We start from the raw sequence: 17,620 nt of genomic DNA on the forward strand, positions 1-17,620 counted from the left end.
GTGCGACCGGGCCGCCCGGGTCATCGGGCGGCGTGCGATCGGTTCAGGCGACGGAGACCGCGGCGCGGTCGGCGATCGCCTTGATCTGGTCGGGGCGGTAGCCGGACCAGTGCTGGCCGTCGGCCACGACGACCGGCGCCTGCAGGTGGCCGAGCGACATGACGTAGTCACGGGCGTCGGCGTCCTCGGTGATGTCGACGACCTCGTACTGCAGGCCGGCCTTGTCCAGCGCGCGGTAGGTCGCGTTGCACTGGACGCACGACGGCTTGCTGTAGACGGTGATGGTCATCGTGGTCTCCCCGGTCTGAATGCTGTTCTGGGGCCGCTCCGGGCGGGTCTCCCGGTAGTCCGGTCCCCGCGTCGAGCAGCGAGTTGGAACACTACACCTAGTGGTGCGTCCCGCAACGGACCACTAGGACTGGTGTTACACGCGTGTCGTTCGTCCACAGCCTGTGCAGAACTCCCGGTGTCCGGGTTCATCCACAGGCTACGACCGACCACTGACACCCGGCCCTCCCGCTGGCCACGCGCCGGGCCTGCGCCGTCGTCCACAGATATCCCCAGACCCGCCCACACCCGGACCCACATGTGGACGACCGTGGGACCGGCCCGCGGTCGTGACGCACGTCCCAGGAGCGGGCGCGCGGAACACCCGGCGTGTCGTCCCGCACCGGCGTGTCGCGCACCGGGTGCCGGCGCCCGGGGGCGTCAGCCGCCGTACGCCGCCAGCACCACGGACGCGGCGGCGGCGAGCACGACGTCGTCCGGCTCGGCGTCGACCTCCGGCCGGTCGGTCAGCACCGCGAGCACCACGGGGTCGCGGTCCGGCGGCCAGAGCACGGCGACGTCGTTGCGGGACCCGTACCGGCCGGCGGACCCGGTCTTGCCGCCGACCACCCAGCCCGCGGGCGCCCCGGCGCGGATGGTCGCGTCCCCGGTGGTCGACCCGGTCAGCCAGCCGACGTACACGTCCCGGACCTCCGGGGTCAGCGCGTCGCCCAGCGCGTACCGCCGCAGGCCCTCGCCGAGCGCGCGCGGGGTGCTGGAGCGGGCGGGGTCGCCCGGGGTGAACCGGTTCAGGTCGGGCTCGCCCGCGTCGACCAGCGTCGTCGAGTCGCCCGCGGCGACCAGCGCGGCCTGCAGCGCCTCCGGCCCGCCGAGGCGGCGCAGGAGCACGTTCAGGGCGCCGTTGTCGCTCTCGGACACCGCGGCCGCGCCCAGCTCGCGCACGGACAGCCGCTCCCCGACGCGCGCGCCGGTCACCGGGGCGTAGCCCGCGTCGACGACGTCCTCCGGCGCGAGCGGCAGCTCCTCGTCGAGCGCGGCGACCGGCTGCCCCCGCAGGAGCTCGCCCACCGCGAGCGCCTTGAGCGTCGAGGCGTACCCGAACCGCTCGTCGGCCCGGTAGGTCACGACGTCACCGGACCCGGTGTCGACCGCGTACACGCCGACACGGGCGCCGGACGACCGCTCCAGGGCGACCAGGCCGTCGACCACCGACGCGGTGCGGTCCGCGGACGTGGGGGGCGGGTCGGCGGGCGCGGAGGTCGACGGCGCGGGGGCGGTCGGGTCCGCGGGAGGCGGGTCCGCGGGGGCGCCGCACGCCACGAGCAGCAGGGCGACGCCCACGGCCCCCGCGACGGCACGCAGACCGCGGGTCACGTCACCGCCCCGCCGGGCGCCACAGCACGATCGCCCCCGGCGCTCCGACGGCGCGCGGGTCCACGGGCGCCTCGCCACGCCGGCGCTGGCTGCGGCCCATCGGTCCCATCGCGACGACGTCCCCGGACGGGTGCGCGGTGAACACGCGCCGGCCGGGCTCGGCGAACGCCCGCAGGTACTCGACCTGCTTGCGGAGCCGGTCGACCTCGTTCTCGAGCTCGAGGATCCGCTTGATCCCGGCGAGGTTGACGCCCTCCTCCTGGGAGAGCCGCTGCACCTCGCGCAGGGTCGCGATGTCGCGCAGCGAGTAGCGGCGGCCGCGGCCCCGGGTGCGGCCGGGCTGGACGAGCCCGAGCCGGTCGTACTGCCGCAGGGTCTGGGGGTGCATGCCGGCGAGCTCGGCGGCCACCGAGATCACGTAGACCTGCGCGTCCTCGGACGCCATCACACCCTCCTCGCTCGGGGACCGGCCGGGGTGGCGTGCGCCGCACCCGGCCGGTCGTGGCTCACTCCGCGGCGCGCGCCAGCAGGTCGGCGCGCGGGTCCTCGCCGGACGTCGCGATGCCGAACGCCTGCACGGCCTCCTTCGCGGCGGCGCTGAGCCGCTGCGGGACGACGACCTGCACGGTGACCAGCAGGTCGCCGGTGCCGCTCGCCGTGGTGACGCCGCGGCCCTTGACGCGCAGCGTCCGCCCCGACGGGGTGCCCGCCGGGATCTTCAGGCGGACCGTGCCGCCGTCGAGCGTCGGCACCGTCACGTCGGCGCCGAGCGCGGCCTCGTCGAACGCGACCGGCAGCGTGACCCGCAGGTTGTTGCCGTCGAGCCCGAAGACCGGGTGCGGCGTGACCCGCACGGTGACCTCGAGGTCACCGGCCGGGGCGCCGTGCTCACCGGGGCGGCCCTTGCCGCGCAGCCGGATCTTCTGGCCGTCGCGGACGCCCGCGGGGATGCGGGCCTTGACGGTCCGCCCCTCGACGCCCAGGGCCACGGTCGACCCCTCGACGGCCTGCCGGAACGGCAGCGTGGTCACGGCCGACAGGTCGGCCCCGCGCCGGCCGCCGCGGGTCTGGCCGCCGAAGCCGCCGCCCCCGCCGAACAGGCCGCCCAGCAGGTCCTCGAACCCGCCGCCGCCGGCACCTCCGCCGCCGCCCTGCGGGAACCGCACGCGGCTGCCCCCGCCGCCGGCGCCGGTGAACACGCCGCCGAACAGGTCCTCGAAGCCGCCGTTCGCGCCGCCGCCCCCGCCCGCGCCGCCGGTCCCGGCGCGGAACCGCGCCCCGCCGGCCATCGCGCGCAGCTGGTCGTACTGCTGGCGCTGCTCGGGGTCGGACAGCACGGCGTACGCCTCGCCGACCTCCTTGAACTTGGCCTCCGCGACCGCGTCCCCGGGGTTGTGGTCCGGGTGCATGGTGCGGGCGAGCTTGCGGTACGCCTTCTTGATCGCGGCGGCGTCGGCGTCCTTGGGGACGCCGAGCACGGCGTAGAAGTCCTTCTCCAGCCAGTCCTGACCGCTCACTGCGCCTCCCTCCGTGTGGGTCGGTGGTCCCCGGTCCGCCGGGGCGCGGCCCCGGACCGGGCGGACCCGCCGGGCACGTGCGCCCGGCGGGTCCTCATCCTGCTCGTCACGCCTCCGGGTCGACGACCGCGACGCGCGCCGGCCGGACGATGCGGTCGCCCAGCCGGTAGCCCGGCTGGAGGACCTGCTGCACCGTCGGCTCGGTCACGTCGGCCGAGTGCCCGTGCATGAGCGCCTCGTGCACCTGCGGGTCGAACGCCTCGCCGGGCGCCCCGTACCGCTCGATGCCGAACCGGCCGACGGTCGCCTCGAGCTTCTCGGCGATCGAGGCGAACGGCCCGACCAGGTCGCCGTGCTGGCGGGCGAGCTCGATGTCGTCGAGCACCCCGATCAGCGCCTCGGCGACCGCGGCCACGCCCTGGTCGCGGGCGTTCAGGGCCTCGGCCTTCGACCGCTTCACGTAGGCCGAGTACTGCTGCTCGAGGTTGTAGTAGTCGGCGTTGCGCCGCTGCAGCTCGTCGAGCCGCTCGGCCGCCAGCTGCTGCGCCTCGGCCAGGCCCTCGCCGGCGATGGCCTGCTCGGCGGCGGACGCCGCCTGCTCGGCCTCGGCGAGGACCTGCTCCTCGGGCGTCGGCTCGCGCAGCTCGCCCGTCTCCGGGTCGATGCGGCGCTTGTCGGTCACGCGCGGGGCCTCCTCCTCGGGATCACGCCCCTGCGGGTTCGGCTGGTCGGTCACTTCTTGTCACCCTCGTCGTCGACGATCTCGGCGTCCACCACGTCGTCGTCGGACGACGCGGCGGGCTGCTCCGCGGCGGGCTGCTCACCGGCGGGGGCGTCCTGGTTCTGGGAGTACACCGCCTCGCCGATCTTCTGGCTGGCGGCGAACAGGGCGGCGTGCTTGGCGGTGACCTCGGCCAGGTCCTCGCCCTCCAGCGCCTTCTTCAGGTCGTCGACGGCGCCGCGGACCTCGGACTTGACGTCGTCGGACAGCTTGTCGTCGTTGTCGGTGAGCTGCTTCTCCGTGGAGTAGACGAGCTGCTCGGCGGAGTTGCGGGTCTCCGCCTCCTCGCGACGCTGCTTGTCCTCGGCGGCGTGCGCCTCGGCCTCCTTGACCATGCGGTCGATCTCGTCCTTCGGCAGGCCGGAGCCGCCGGAGATCGTCATCGACTGCTCCTTGCCGGTGCCGCGGTCCTTGGCGGACACGTGCACGATGCCGTTCGCGTCGATGTCGAAGGTGACCTCGACCTGCGGGACGCCGCGCGGGGCCGGCGCGATGCCGGTCAGCTCGAACGTGCCCAGCGGCTTGTTGTCCCGCGCGAACTCGCGCTCGCCCTGGAACACCTGGATCAGCACGGACGGCTGGTTGTCCTCGGCGGTCGAGAAGATCTCGCTGCGCTTGGTCGGGATGGCCGTGTTGCGCTCGATGAGCTTGGTCATCACGCCGCCCTTGGTCTCGATGCCCAGGGACAGCGGGGTCACGTCGATCAGCAGGACGTCCTTGCGGTCGCCCTTGATGACACCGGCCTGCAGGGCGGCGCCGACGGCGACGACCTCGTCCGGGTTGACGCCCTTGTTGGGCTCGCGACCGCCGGTGAGCTCGCGCACCACGTCGGTGACGGCGGGCATGCGGGTCGAGCCGCCCACGAGGACGATGTGGTCGATGTCGGCGACCTTGATGCCGGCGTCGCGGATGACGGCCTGGAACGGCGCCTTCGTGCGCTCGAGCAGGTCCTTGGTCATCTCCTGGAACTGCGCCCGGGTGAGCTTCTCGTCCAGGTGGATGGGGCCGTTCTCGCTCATCGACAGGTACTGCAGGCTGATGTTGGTGCTGGTCGCGGACGACAGCTCCTTCTTGGCCTGCTCCGCCGCCTCGCGCAGCCGCTGGAGGGCGATCTTGTCCTTCGACAGGTCGACGCCGGTGCTGTTCTTCACCTGGCCGACGAGCCACTGCACGATCCGGTTGTCCCAGTCGTCGCCGCCGAGGCGGTTGTCGCCGGAGGTCGCGCGGACCTCGATGGTGGAGAAGTCGTCGTCCTTGCCCACCTCGAGCAGGGAGACGTCGAACGTGCCGCCGCCGAGGTCGAAGACGAGGATGAGCTCGTCCTCCTTGCCCTTCTCGAGGCCGTAGGCCAGGGCCGCCGCGGTGGGCTCGTTGACGATGCGCAGGACGTTGAGGCCGGCGATCTGACCGGCGTCCTTGGTCGCCTGGCGCTCGGCGTCGTTGAAGTACGCCGGGACGGTGATGACCGCGTCCGTGACGGGCTCGCCCAGGTACTCCTCGGCGTCGCGCTTGAGCTTGCCGAGCACGCGGGCGGAGATCTCCTGCGCCGTGTACTTCTTGTCGTCGATCTCGGTCGTCCAGTCGGTGCCGACGTGGCGCTTGACCGAGGCGATGGTGCGGTCGACGTTGGTGACGGCCTGGCGCTTGGCGACCTCGCCGACCAGGACCTCACCGGTCTTGGAGAACGCGACGACCGAGGGGGTCGTGCGCGCGCCCTCGGCGTTGGCGATGACGGTGGGCTCCCCGCCCTCGAGGACGGCGACCACCGAGTTGGTGGTGCCCAGGTCGATGCCGACTGCTCGTGCCATGTGAGTGCCTCTTCCTTCGTCGTGCGGTGTCCGTGGGGCGTCCGTGGCCGTGGTGGCCGGGGCGCCTTGAGCCTGCTGCGCTCAAGTCTGCGACGCGGTCGCCGTGCTGGCAACTCCGCGGGGGCGAACTTGAGTCCACCCCACTCAACTCCGCGACCCCGGCGGGCATTCCCACCCCGCGGAGGTCAGGCCCCGGAGGCCGCCTGGCTCCGCAGCCCCGCGATCAGCAGGTCGAGCCCGGCCCGGAACTGCTCGTCGTCGTGGTGGGCGGCGAACTCCTCGGCGACGTGGTGCAGGAACGGGAACGCGTCCTCGTCGAGCGCGCGCAGGTCGCCGCGGAACTCGGCGACGAACTCCTCGCGGGCGACCCGGCCGTCACGGACCTCCGGCGGCGGGTCCTGGCCCCGGTCGGCCGCCACGCCGATCACGTAGGCCATCACGGCGGCGACCCCGTCGAGCCGCTGCCGGGGCGTCAGGTCGAGGCGCATGAGCTGCTGGCCCATCCGGTCGTACAGGGTGAGCCCGTTCACCTGGGTGCCCGAGTCCTGGAGGAAGTAGGCGCCGAGCCACGGCCGGTGCACGGTGGCCTCGTAGAAGGCGATCGCCAGCTCGCGCAGGTCGTCGAGCGGGTCGACGCCCGCGCCGAGGTGGGCGGTCCGGGCGACGACCTCGGCCAGCACGTGGTCCGCCGCACGCTCGAGCAGCTCGTCCTTGCTGGACACGTACCAGTAGATGCTGCCGACCCCGCCGCCGAGCCGTCCGGCCAGCGCGCGGAACGTGAGGCCGGGCTCGCCGGCCTCGTCGAGCAGGGCGACGGCCTCGGCCACCACGGCGTCCATCGAGTGCGAGGCGCGGCGCCGGCCACCGGCGGCGCGAGCACCCCCGCGACGCCGGGCCGGCTCCCCCCGGCTCCCGGGGGCTGCTCCGGCCACGACCTCGTCCTCACGCATGGCAGCACTGTACCGAACACCGTTCGAGGGTGTAGAACACTGTTCGGTAACCGAACGCCGTTCGATTGGACTCCGTCATGTCAGCTCTCACCGCACCCGCGACCCCGCGGGCCTACCCGTCCCTGCGCGCCGCGTGGATCCCGATGGCCGCGCTCTGCCTCGCCTTCTTCGTCGAGATGGTCGACAACACCCTGCTCACGATCGCCCTGCCGACCATCGGCCGGGACCTCGGCGCCGGCACCACCGCGCTGCAGTGGGTCACCGGCGCGTACTCGCTCACGTTCGGCGGGCTGCTGCTGACCGCCGGCTCGGCCGCCGACCGGATCGGCCGCCGCCGCGTCCTGCTCTGGGGCCTCGCCGCGTTCGGGCTGATCAGCCTCCTGGCCGCGGCGGTCGGCACGTCCGGCGAGCTCATCGCCCTGCGCGCCGCGCTCGGCGTCGCCGCGGCCGCGATGGCCCCGATCACCAACTCGCTGGTGTTCCGGCTGTTCGACTCCCAGGAGCTGAGGACGCGGGCGATGACCGTGATGATCGTCGTCGGCATGAGCGGGTTCGTCCTCGGGCCGCTGCTCGGCGGCACGGCCCTCGCGCACGTCGGCTGGCAGTGGCTGCTCCTGGTCAACGCCCCGGTCGCGCTGGTCGCGTGGCTCGGCGTCCGCAAGGGCGTCGCGGCGGACGACCCCGCCGGACTCACGCAGGACCGGCTCGACCTGCCCGGGTCGCTGCTGAGCATCGCCGCGATCGGCCTGGCCTGCCTCACCGCGACCAGCGGCGTCGAGCACGGCTGGACGTCGCCGTGGACCTGGGCCTCCGGCGCGGGCGCGGTGCTCGCGCTGGTCGGGTTCCTGCGGCACGAGCGCCGCACCGCCCAGCCGATGCTGGACCTCACCCTGTTCCGCGACGGCATCGTCCGCGGCGCGGCCCTCGCCCAGGTCGGCACCGCGATCGCGATGGCCGGCGTGATGTTCAGCCTGATCCTGCACTTCCAGTACGCGTACGGGTGGAGCCCGGTGCGCGCCGGGCTCGCCAACCTGCCGCTCATCGCGACGATGGTGCTGGCCGCCCCGCTCTCCGAGCGCCTCGCGCGGCGCTGCGGCCACCGGGTCGCCTGCCTGGTCGGTGCCGTGTTCCTCGCCGGGTCGCTCGGCGGCCTCGCCTGGGGCGTCGAGCACGGCTACCCGGCGATCGCCGCCCTGATGGTCACGTTCACGTTCGGCCTGCGCACCGTCATGACGATCTGCGCCGTCGCCCTGGTGTCCGCGATGCCGGAGAACCGGACGTCGCTGGGCGCCGCGCTGAACGACACCGCGCAGGAGGTCGGCAGCAGCGTCGGGACCGCCGTGGTCGGCACGCTGATCGCCGTCCTGGTCACGACCGTGCTGCCCGACGGGACCTGGACCAGCGACCTGGTGGCGTCGTTCTTCCACGGCGAGCGGGTCGTGCTCACGACGCTGGCCGTCGTCGTCGGGCTCCTGGTAGGCGTGGGCGCCCTGTCGCTCAGCAGCTCGCGTGCCGTCGACGAGCACCCGTGACGATCGACGGTCGATGGTTTACTATCGTTTTTCGATAGACACCGACGAAGGGCTGCCCCATGAACCGCTGGACCGTCCTCGCGCTGCGGGCGCTCATCGTGCTGCTGGCGGCGGGCCTCGTCACCGTCCAGGTGATGGTCGTGCCCGCGATGGTGCGCGACCTCGCCGCCGAGCCCGACGCGGCGCACCTGCGCTGGCCCCTCGGGCTGATCGCCCTGCTCGGCGTCGGCACCGTCGAGGTCGCCCTCGTCGGCGTCTGGCAGCTGCTGACGATGGCCCGCCGCGACACCGTGTTCTCCCGCGCGGCGTTCCGCTGGGTCGACGTCGTCATCGGCGCGGCCGTCGCCGCGTGGCTGCTCGCGATCGTGCTCGCGTTCGTGCTCGCACCCGGGGAGGCCGTCGCGCCGGGCCTGGTGCTGCTGGTCGTCCTCGGGGGCGTCGGCGCGGCCGGGATCGCCCTGCTCGTCCTCGTGCTGCGGACCCTGCTGGCGAAGGCCACGACGCTGCGCACCGAGCTCGACGAGGTCATCTGATGCCGATCGTCGTCGACATCGACGTGATGCTCGCGCGCCGCAAGATGACCGTCGGCGAGCTGGCCGAGCGCGTCGGCATCACGCCCGCCAACCTCGCGGTGCTCAAGAACGGGCGGGCGCGGGCCGTGCGGTTCAGCACGCTCGACGCGCTCTGCGAGGTGCTGGAGTGCCAGCCCGGGGACCTGCTGCGGCACGAGCCGGGCTGACCCCCAGCACCTCGACGGGCTCAGGCCTCCTCGACCGGCAGCCAGAGCTCCACCGTCGCGGTGCTGAAGTCCGCCGCCCGGTCGAGCACTGCGACCACCTCCGGGCCGGGCCGCAGCCGCCACGGGTTGGACGGGAACCACTCGGTCGCGGTGGCCGCCCACACCGCCTGCAGGGCGTCCGGGTAGGCACCCGCGGCGCGGAACACGGCCCAGGCACCGGCGTCGACGTCGAGCACGTCCAGGTCGCCGGGCACCTCCACCGAGTCCGACACGGCGACGCCGTGCAGGTAGGTCAGCCCGGTGCCCTCCCGGCGGTCCGGGTCGAGGTCGGTGCTGACCGCGAGCAACCCGCGGGGCTCGGCGTCGCCGATCGCCTTCAGGCGGACGTGCTCGGCAGGGTCGATCGACGCGACGTGCTGCTGGACGGCGGCGTTGACGCCGTGGTGCACGAGGGGGACGCGCGCGGCGTGCCCCACGAGGCGGTGCGCGGGCAGGGTGGTGAGTCGGACGTCCATCGGGACAGCTCCTTCGACGGTCAGGCGGAACCTGAGACGGGCCTGGGCGCGGAAGGGGCCACCGTCCTGCCGGGCGCGACCCGGACCGATGCCGTGGACGGCCTGGAACGCCCGGCCGAACGCCTCCGCCGACCCGTAGCCGGACCGCACGGCGACGCCGAGGAGGTCACCGGTTCCGGTGACCAGCTCAGCCGCCGCGACCGTCATCCGCCGTCGGCGCACGTACTCCGACAGCGGCATCCCCGCCAGCGACGAGAACATCCGACGCAGGTGGTACTCCGTCGTGCCGACGGCGACGGCCAGGCGGGCCACGTCGAGATCCCCGGCGAGATCGTCCTCGACGAGGTCCACGAGCCGGTTGAGCGAGGCGATCACGGTGCTCCCTTCCGCGGTCCACCCTGACGCCCGCACGGGTGCCTCGACCCGATCGTCGTGGCCCGATGCGATCAGCCCGGCAGGGGAGGGACGCGCCGGCGCCCCCTCAGACCAGGTCCACCCGGTCGGCCTGCGGCCCGCGGTCGCTCTGCCGCACCTGGAACCGGACGCGGTCGCCCTCCTCGAGGACCTCGCCGTCCCGGACGACCGAGACGTGCACGAAGAGGTCCGGGCCGCCGTCGTCGGGCGAGATGAAGCCGAAGCCGCGGTCCGCGTCGTACCGCGCGACCGTGCCCTCGCCGCCGCGCGCCGAGCCGCGGCCGCCGCCCTGCTGCCGACCTCCGCCGAACCCGCCCTGACCGCCGTGACCGCCGCGCGACGGACCCGACGGGCCCCGGCGCTGCTGGCCGCCGACGATCCGCACGTCCTGCGCCTGCGGGCCCCGCTCGCCGTCGGCGACGCGGTAGCTCACGCGGTCGCCCTCGACGAGCTCGGTGGCGCCGCCGACCAGCGACCGCGCGTGCGCGAACAGGTCCTCGCCGCCGTCGTCGGGAGTGACGAACCCGAAGCCCTTGGCGACGTCGAAGAACACCACGGTGCCGTCGGCGCCGTCGGACGTCGCCTGCCGGCCCGCCTGCGGCCCGAGCGGCAGCAGGTGGTCCGCCTGCGGCCCCTTCTCCCCGTCGACCACGAGGAACGCGACGCGCTGCCCCTCGGTGACGACACCGCCCCCGACGATCGCCGAGCTGTGCACGAAGATCTCGCCGCCGCCGTCGACCGTCGCGAAGCCGTAGCCCTTGGTCGACTCGTACCAGGCGACCGTGCCCAGCACGCCGAGGGTGCTCGCGGGGGCCTCGGCGGTGACCCGCACGCGCCGCGCCTGCGGACCGCGGTCGCCCTCGCCGACCTCGAACTCGACCTCCTGGCCCTCCCGGAGGGCGCGCGTCCCGTCGCCGTCGACGATCTCGGACGCGTGCACGAACAGGTCCTCGGCGTCGTCGCCGCGGGCGAGGAAGCCGAAGCCTCGTTCGGCGTCGAACCAGCGGACGGTTCCCTGGGGCACTTCGGACTCCTCGTGACGGCAGCAGATGCTCCCCCCAGTGTCCCCCCTGCGGGCGCAGCGGTGTGACCGGCCGCACCGCGGGCCCTGCGCGCCGCACGCGTACGATTCTCCGGGCCCGCGCGACCGCGGCAGCTCTCCCCACCCAGGACGGACGGCGCATGAGCGCGCAGACCACCGAGCCGGCACCGCAGGCCGGCGACACCCCCGCCGACCAGCCCGGCATCGACCCCGAGGACTTCGCGACGTTCCTGCGCGTCGTCGACCAGGTCGCCGCGCTGCCCAAGGAGCACCCGCAGCACTCCGCGGCCCGGCGGGCGTCGTCCTGGCTCTACAAGGCGGCGAAGAAGCACCGCCGCGGCGAGCGGCACCGCGCGATCTCCGCGGCCGACGCCGCCGTCGTCGCCGCGACCGCCACCGGGAGCCCCGGCCGCATCGACGACGAGACCGCCGGCCTCGCGCTGACCTCGGCCGCGACCGGTGCGGTGGCCGGGACGCTGCTGCGCCCGCGGCCCTGCTACGTCTGCAAGCAGGACTACACGGTCGTCGACGCCCACTACCACCAGCTCTGCCCCGACTGCGCGGCGCTGCACCACGCCAAGCGCGACGCCCGCACCGACCTCACCGGCCGACGGGCGCTGCTGACCGGCGGCCGCGCGAAGATCGGCATGTACATCGCCCTGCGCCTGCTGCGGGACGGCGCGGACCTGACCATCACCACCCGGTTCCCGAAGGACGCCGTCCGCCGGTTCAGCGCGATGCCGGACGCCGCCGACTGGCTGCACCGGCTGCACGTCGTCGGCATCGACCTGCGCGACCCCGCCCAGGTGGTCTCGCTCGCCGACCACGTCGCCGCGCAGGGGCCGCTGGACGTCCTCATCAACAACGCCGCCCAGACGGTGCGCCGGCTCCCCGGGGCGTACTCCCGGATCACCGAGGCCGAGCAGGCCCCGCTGTCCGGCGAGGGCACCCGGATGATCACCACGTTCGGGCACACCAGCGACGCCCACCCGCGCGCGCTCGCCGGGTCCGTGAGCGAGCTGACCAGCCCGGCGCTGGCGATCGAGCGCGCGGCCCGCGCCGCCGCCGAGGAGCTCGCCGCCCAGTCGCTGACCGCCGAGGCCGCCAGCCTGGAGCGCCTGGTCGCCGGGACGTCGATCGACGCCGGCGGCCTGGTCCCCGACGTCGCCGAGACGAACAGCTGGGTCGCGACCGTGGACGCCGTCGACCCGATGGAGCTGCTCGAGGTGCAGCTGTGCAACCAGACGGCGCCGTTCATCCTGGTCAGCCGCCTGCGCCCCGCCCTCGCGGCGTCGCCCGCCCGCCGGACGTACATCGTCAACGTGTCCGCGATGGAGGGCGTGTTCTCCCGCGGCTACAAGGGCCCCGGGCACCCGCACACGAACATGAGCAAGGCCGCGCTCAACATGCTGACCCGCACGAGCGCCGCGGAGATGCTGGCCGACGGCATCCTCATGACCGCCGTGGACACGGGCTGGATCACCGACGAGCGGCCGCACCACACCAAGGTCCGGCTCGCGGAGGAGGGGTTCCACGCGCCGCTCGACCTGGTCGACGGGGCCGCGCGGGTGTACGACCCGATCGTCCGCGGCGAGGCCGGCGAGGACCTGTACGGCTGCTTCCTCAAGGACTACGCCCGCTCGCCGTGGTGACCGGTGCGGTGGTGACCGGCACGGCGGTGACCGGCGCGGTGGTGACCGGCGCGGCGGTCACGCCGCGGACAGCGCCGGCGCGAACGGCAGCAGCTCCTCGGCCCCGTCGGCGATGACCAGGCACGAGCTCTCGGGCACCTCGAGCCACGCCCCGCGCAGGCCGCCGAGCGGCTCGGACACCACCAGCCGCGTGTCGTCGGCGAGCCCGTGCAGCACCGGGTTGTCCGGGTACTGCGCGCGCAGGACGGCGACGTCGCGGTTGCGGAACAGCGACCGCGACCGGCCCTCGGAGGAGTACCGGAACGTCCACAGCCGCTGCCCGTCGGTCGTCGCGACCGTGCCCTGCACCGGGTAGTGGACGCCGTGCCGGGCGGCGACCTCCTCGACCAGCCCCACCGCGGCCGCGACCGCCGCGGGCGGGTCGTCCGTCAGGCCCGCGCTCAGCGCCAGGTAGAACAGCGTCTCCGAGTCCGTCGACCCCTCGATCAGCGGGTACAGCGACGGGTCGACCGCGAGCTGCAGGTCCCGCTTCAGCGCGCTGAACCCGTCGATCATCCCGTTGTGCATCCACAGCCACTGGCCGTGGCGGAACGGGTGGCAGTTCGTCCGCTGCACCGGGGACCCGGTCGTCGCACGCACGTGGGCGAACAGCACGCCCGACCGGATGTGCTGGGCGAGCTCGCGGAGGTTCTGGTCGCTCCACGCCGGCTCGACGCTCCGGAACAGGCCGGGGATCGGCGAGTGCTCGTCGTACCACCCGACACCGAACCCGTCGCCGTTCATCGGCTCGGAGCCCAGGAGGCTCTGCCTGCTCTGCATGACCAGGGAGTGCTCGGGCTTGTACAGCAGCTCGTCCAGCGTCACGGGTGAGCCTGTGTAGGCGATCCACCGGCACATGTCGACCTCCTCGTCGGGGTGGGCGCCTCCACTGTCCCGCCGGGCCTCGCAGCGCTAGGCGTCCGCCTCGAACCGGGACGGCACCAGGTCGGCGAGCAGGGTCCGGTGCGCCCACCGCACCCACGCCAGGCCGCTCCACCCGCCCCGGCGCACCAGCGCGTTCCACGTCTCGGGCCCGAGCACCAGGGTCACGAGGTCGACGGCCTGCTCCGCGTCGAGACCGGACCGCAGCACGCCGTCGCGGTCGCAGGCGTCGACCAGCACCCGGTGCACCGCGCGGCGGCGGGTCTCGTCGCGGTCCCACGCGGCGGCGAGCACGGGCTCGCCCGCGGCGCCGAGCCGGACGAGGTCGAGCACCGGGCCCGCGCGGCCCATCAGCTCGGCGGCCCCGCGGACGTGCAGGAACAGGCGGCGCACCGGGTCGGGCTCGGCGGCGACGGCGCGGACCCAGGGTTGGTCGGCCAGGTCCGGTGCGGCGTCCCGGCGGTCGGCGCCGTCGACCGCGCGGTCGAGGCAGCCCACGAGCACGTCGGCCTTGGTGGGGTAGGAGTAGTAGACGGTCTGCACGCCGACCCCGGCCTCGCGGGCGATCGCGGTGATCGCGGTCCCGGGGACCCCCTGCGCGACGAACAGCCCGGTGGCGGCGTCGGCGATCCGCCCCCGCGAGGCGGCAGCCCGCCGCGTCCGCCCGTCTCCGCTGCTCACGCCGGTAACCGTAGCAGCACTACCACTTCCTTCCGGTAGCGCCACTCCGACTTCCTCCCCTCCCCGGGACGCGCGGCCGACGAGTGGTCACGACACGCGGGCGTCGCGGGGTCTGGACCCGCGTGTCGTGACCACTCGTGCAGCGCGCAGGCGCAGGTGGGGGCGGGTTGTGGGAGTGGGGCTACGGAAACAGGAGAGGCTCAGGCGCCGGTGGCCAGGAGGGCCAGCAGGGCGAGGTTGAGGGCGACGACCAGGGCGACCACCACGACGAGGACCGCCTGCAGCCGGCGGCCGTTGGCGTGCTCGCCCATCAGCGCCCGGTCCCGGTTGAGCCGCACCAGGGGGATCACCGCGAACGGGATGCCGAAGCTCAGCACCACCTGGCTCACCACGAGGGTCCACGTCGGGTCCGCGCCGACCGCGAGCAGCACCAGCGCGGGGACCAGCGTCACCGCGCGCCGGACCAGCAGCGGCACCCGGCGGTGCACCAGCCCCTCCATCACGGCCGCGCCCGCGTAGCAGCCGACCGACGTCGAGGCGAGCCCCGACGCGAGCAGCCCGACCGCGAACACCACGCCGATGCCGCCGCCGAGCGCCGACGAGATCGCCGCGTGCGCGCCCTCGATGGTGTCGGTGCCCTCGACCCCGCGCAGGTTCGCCGCGGCCAGCAGCAGCAGCCCGATGTTCACCGTCCCGGCGACGGTCAGCGCCGAGCCGACGTCCCAGCGGGTCGCCCGCAGCAGACCGCGCCGCTCCTCGGGCGCCGGTGTGCGGCCGAACCGGTCGCGGCTCAGCGCGGAGTGCACGTAGATGGCGTGCGGCATCACCGTCGCGCCCAGCATCGACGCGGCGAGCAGCACCGAGTCGGTGCCGGCGAACCGCGGCGCCAGGCCCGCGAGCATCCCCGCCGGGTCGGGCGGCCCCACCAGCAGCCCCGCGAGGAACCCGACGACGATGACCAGCAGCAGCGCCGCCACCAGCGCCTCGAACCGTCGCTGCCCGTACCGGTTCTGGGTGGCGAGCAGCAGCATGGAGACCACGCCGACGACCAGCCCGCCGGCGACCAGGGGCAGCCCGAACAGCAGGTGCAGCGCGATCGCCCCGCCGACGACCTCCGCGATGTCCGTGGCCGCGGCGACCACCTCGGCCTGGGCCCAGAACGCCAGCCGGGGCCCGCGTCGCAGCCGCTGCCCGAGCACCCCGGGCAGCGAGTCGCCGGTGACGATCCCGAGCTTGGCCGACTGGTACTGCACCAGCACGGCCATGACGTTCGCGGCGACCAGCACCCAGAGCAGCAGGTACCCGTACCGGGCGCCGGCGGTGAGGTTCGCCGCGACGTTCCCGGGGTCGACGTAGGCGATCGCCGCGACGAACGCCGGGCCCAGCAGGGGCAGGACGGGGCGGCGCACCCCCGCGCGCCGCTCGGTCTTCGTACTCACCGCACCTCCAAGTTCGGATGTCCGAACTCAGTTTAGGCACACGGGCGCGCCCGAGCCCCTCCGCCGGTCGCGCGGGCTCAGGCGGCGGTGACCACCTCGCGGCGCCAGCGCCCGTCCTCCTGGCGGAACCCGACCCGCTCGAGGTAGTCCCCGGTGTCGCGGGCGTCCGGCGCGACGACCAGGGCGCGCAGCCCCGTGCCGTCGAAGGCCCCGCTGCGGCGGTACACGAACTCACCCGGGGTGAAGTCGCGGAACCGCGGCGTCACGTAGTCGAGCTCGACCTCGCCGACCCCGTCGCCGGCGTCGCGGACGACGACGACGCCCACGGTCTCGTCGCCCCGGAGCACCAGGTAGGCCCACCGGCCGTCCGCCTCCGCCGCACCGCGGAACGACGGGTAGTACCGGGCGATGTCCTCGGCGTGCACGCCGACGACGTGCCGCAGGTAGTGGTCGGCCGCACCGACGGGCACCACCTGGTAGACGTCCGCGTCGTGCCGCTCCCGGGTCAGACGCCACAGCCAGTAGACGTCGATCACCGCGATCACCGCGTTCATCACCGCGAACGGCCAGATCCCGACGACCGCGTTGTACCCGGCGGCGATCGCGGACCCCGCGAGGTTCATCCACCGGAACCGCAGCACCCGTGCCTGCATCAGCGACACGACGACGAGCGCGGACCCGACCCACCCGATGATCTCCAGCACTGGCATGGCGAGAAGGTACCGCCCGCCAGGCCCGGAGGTATCCGTAGCGACGCTCCGACAACCCGGGACCCGGCCCGAAATCGCTCGACCCGCACCCCGACCGCGCGCAGCATGGCCGGATGACCGCCGACCCGCGGACGGCACCCGTCCTGGTCCCGCTCCCGCTGCCCACCGACCTCGACGCCCCCGACGCGTGGCTGCTGCACGGCATGGTCGACGCCGTCAACGACGTGCTGCTCGACACCTGGGGCACCCGCGACGAGGCCCGGGTGGCCGGCGAGCAGCTCGCGGCGCTGCGCGACCAGGAGTACGTCACCAGGCTGCGGTTCGTCGCGCTCGACGCGCCGCCGGAGGCCGGGCCGCCGGACCCCGCACGGGTGCTGGGGCGCGCCGTCCTCGACCTGCCGCGGCAGGACAACACGCACACCGGCTCGGCCGGCGTCGAGGTCCGGCCCGCGCACCGGGGACGCGGCATCGGCGCGGCGCTGCACGACCTGGTGATCGCGACCGCCCGCGCGCACGGCCGCAGCACCCTGACCGCCTCGTCCGATCACGCCGCCGAGCCCGACGCCGGCCCCGGGACGCTCGCCCCGAGCACGGGCACCGGCCGGGTCCGCGCGGACGACCGGGGCGTCGCCTTCCTCGCCCACCGCGGCTGGACGCTGGAGCAGGTCGTCCGGCGGTCGGTGCTGGACCTGCCGGTCGACGCCCCGGTGCTGGCCGGCCACGCCGCGGCGGCCGCACGGGCCGCGGGACCGGACTACCGGGTGGTCCGGTGGGAGGCGCGCTGCCCCGACGAGCTCGTCGACCAGTTCGCCCATCTCCAGACCCGGATGAGCACCGACGCCCCGAAGGGCGGCCTCGACCTGCGCGAGGACGTCTGGGACGCCGCCCGGGTGCGCGCCGCCGAGCAGACCTACGTCGACCGGGGCATGCCCTACCGGGTCGCGGCGGCGCTGCACCAGCCGACCGGCGACCTCGTGGCGTACACGTCGCTGGTCAGCCGCCCGGACTCCGACGAGTTCGTGTTCCAGGACGACACGCTGGTCCTGCGCGAGCACCGCGGGCACCGGCTCGGGATGCTGGTGAAGACCGCCAACCTGGCCCGGCTCGCCGAGGTGCAGCCCGGCGCCCGGCGGATCGGGACCTGGAACGCCGAGGAGAACGCGCACATGCTCGCGATCAACGTCGCGCTCGGGTTCCGGCCGGCGGGCGGCTCCGGGGAGTGGCAGCTCCGGCTCGGCTGAGACGGCAGGGGCGCCG

The 17,620-nt window shown here is 74.5% G+C and carries 18 protein-coding genes; 5 read left to right on the forward strand and 13 right to left on the reverse strand.

Annotation, left to right across the window (positions count from 1 at the left end; all coding sequences use genetic code 11):
- Positions 1 to 43 precede the first annotated feature (43 nt).
- From nrdH to ACFVXN_RS17840, 7 genes are all read right to left on the reverse strand, one after another.
- Positions 44 to 289, reverse strand: a complete 246-nt coding sequence (gene nrdH / locus ACFVXN_RS17810; RefSeq protein ID WP_389235641.1) for a glutaredoxin-like protein NrdH — start codon at positions 287 to 289, stop codon at positions 44 to 46.
- A gap of 419 nt (positions 290 to 708) precedes the next feature.
- On the reverse strand, positions 709 to 1,662 hold the full coding sequence (bla, locus tag ACFVXN_RS17815; protein ID WP_389235644.1) for a class A beta-lactamase: 954 nt from the start codon (positions 1,660 to 1,662) through the stop codon (positions 709 to 711).
- 1 nt (position 1,663) lies between these two features.
- Complete coding sequence (locus ACFVXN_RS17820; RefSeq protein WP_389235647.1) at positions 1,664 to 2,107, reverse strand: heat shock protein transcriptional repressor HspR; 444 nt, start codon at positions 2,105 to 2,107, stop codon at positions 1,664 to 1,666.
- A gap of 61 nt (positions 2,108 to 2,168) precedes the next feature.
- Positions 2,169 to 3,179 carry a DnaJ C-terminal domain-containing protein gene (locus ACFVXN_RS17825; RefSeq protein WP_389235650.1) on the reverse strand — a complete coding sequence of 337 codons (1,011 nt, stop codon included), beginning with the start codon at positions 3,177 to 3,179 and terminating at the stop codon, positions 2,169 to 2,171.
- 106 nt (positions 3,180 to 3,285) lie between these two features.
- Complete coding sequence (locus ACFVXN_RS17830) at positions 3,286 to 3,915, reverse strand: nucleotide exchange factor GrpE (protein WP_389235653.1); 630 nt, start codon at positions 3,913 to 3,915, stop codon at positions 3,286 to 3,288.
- Positions 3,912 to 5,768: a molecular chaperone DnaK gene (dnaK, locus tag ACFVXN_RS17835; RefSeq protein WP_389235656.1), complete on the reverse strand. Its 1,857-nt coding sequence runs from the start codon at positions 5,766 to 5,768 to the stop codon at positions 3,912 to 3,914. The genes ACFVXN_RS17830 and dnaK overlap by 4 nt, the downstream gene beginning before the upstream one ends.
- A 185-nt stretch (positions 5,769 to 5,953) precedes the next feature.
- On the reverse strand, positions 5,954 to 6,718 hold the full coding sequence (locus tag ACFVXN_RS17840; protein WP_389235659.1) for a TetR/AcrR family transcriptional regulator: 765 nt from the start codon (positions 6,716 to 6,718) through the stop codon (positions 5,954 to 5,956).
- 77 nt (positions 6,719 to 6,795) lie between these two features.
- On the opposite strand from ACFVXN_RS17840, the gene ACFVXN_RS17845 reads away from it, so the two are divergent.
- From ACFVXN_RS17845 to ACFVXN_RS17855, 3 genes are read left to right on the forward strand one after another with little or no spacing between them, the layout of a single operon-like run.
- On the forward strand, positions 6,796 to 8,250 hold the full coding sequence (locus ACFVXN_RS17845) for an MFS transporter (protein WP_389235662.1): 1,455 nt from the start codon (positions 6,796 to 6,798) through the stop codon (positions 8,248 to 8,250).
- A gap of 59 nt (positions 8,251 to 8,309) precedes the next feature.
- Positions 8,310 to 8,783, forward strand: coding sequence for a DUF2975 domain-containing protein (locus tag ACFVXN_RS17850; RefSeq protein ID WP_389235665.1), 474 nt, complete (start codon positions 8,310 to 8,312; stop codon positions 8,781 to 8,783).
- On the forward strand, positions 8,783 to 8,989 hold the full coding sequence (locus ACFVXN_RS17855) for a helix-turn-helix domain-containing protein (protein ID WP_389235668.1): 207 nt from the start codon (positions 8,783 to 8,785) through the stop codon (positions 8,987 to 8,989). Before ACFVXN_RS17850 ends, ACFVXN_RS17855 begins: the two co-directional genes overlap by 1 nt.
- 20 nt (positions 8,990 to 9,009) lie before the next feature.
- Here ACFVXN_RS17855 and ACFVXN_RS17860 read toward each other — a convergent pair whose 3' ends face one another.
- A complete protein-coding gene (locus ACFVXN_RS17860) occupies positions 9,010 to 9,879 on the reverse strand; it encodes a GyrI-like domain-containing protein (RefSeq protein ID WP_389235671.1) in 870 nt (289 codons plus the stop codon).
- Between the two features lie 106 nt (positions 9,880 to 9,985).
- Positions 9,986 to 10,942 (reverse strand): cold-shock protein, encoded by a 957-nt coding sequence (locus ACFVXN_RS17865; protein ID WP_389235674.1) that lies wholly within the window; start codon positions 10,940 to 10,942, stop codon positions 9,986 to 9,988.
- A gap of 158 nt (positions 10,943 to 11,100) precedes the next feature.
- Between ACFVXN_RS17865 and ACFVXN_RS17870 the strand changes: the two genes are divergently transcribed.
- Complete coding sequence (locus ACFVXN_RS17870) at positions 11,101 to 12,612, forward strand: SDR family NAD(P)-dependent oxidoreductase (protein ID WP_389235677.1); 1,512 nt, start codon at positions 11,101 to 11,103, stop codon at positions 12,610 to 12,612.
- 57 nt (positions 12,613 to 12,669) lie between these two features.
- Here the strand turns inward: ACFVXN_RS17870 and ACFVXN_RS17875 are convergent, their stop codons facing one another.
- The 4 genes from ACFVXN_RS17875 to ACFVXN_RS17890 form a co-directional block, all read right to left on the reverse strand.
- A complete protein-coding gene (locus ACFVXN_RS17875) occupies positions 12,670 to 13,509 on the reverse strand; it encodes a class II glutamine amidotransferase (protein ID WP_389235680.1) in 840 nt (279 codons plus the stop codon).
- Between the two features lie 54 nt (positions 13,510 to 13,563).
- The gene (locus ACFVXN_RS17880; RefSeq protein WP_389235683.1) at positions 13,564 to 14,214 is read right to left on the reverse strand and encodes a TetR/AcrR family transcriptional regulator; all 651 of its coding nucleotides are present in this window, start codon (positions 14,212 to 14,214) and stop codon (positions 13,564 to 13,566) included.
- Between the two features lie 200 nt (positions 14,215 to 14,414).
- Complete coding sequence (locus ACFVXN_RS17885) at positions 14,415 to 15,653, reverse strand: Nramp family divalent metal transporter (RefSeq protein ID WP_389235686.1); 1,239 nt, start codon at positions 15,651 to 15,653, stop codon at positions 14,415 to 14,417.
- Between the two features lie 77 nt (positions 15,654 to 15,730).
- A complete protein-coding gene (locus ACFVXN_RS17890; RefSeq protein WP_389235689.1) occupies positions 15,731 to 16,363 on the reverse strand; it encodes a hypothetical protein in 633 nt (210 codons plus the stop codon).
- Between the two features lie 113 nt (positions 16,364 to 16,476).
- On the opposite strand from ACFVXN_RS17890, the gene ACFVXN_RS17895 reads away from it, so the two are divergent.
- Positions 16,477 to 17,604 carry a GNAT family N-acetyltransferase gene (locus tag ACFVXN_RS17895; protein ID WP_389235692.1) on the forward strand — a complete coding sequence of 376 codons (1,128 nt, stop codon included), beginning with the start codon at positions 16,477 to 16,479 and terminating at the stop codon, positions 17,602 to 17,604.
- The last annotated feature ends 16 nt before the right edge of the window (positions 17,605 to 17,620 follow it).

This window comes from Cellulomonas sp. NPDC058312 (assembly GCF_042880135.1).
Taxonomy (GTDB): Bacteria; Actinomycetota; Actinomycetes; order Actinomycetales; family Cellulomonadaceae; genus Cellulomonas.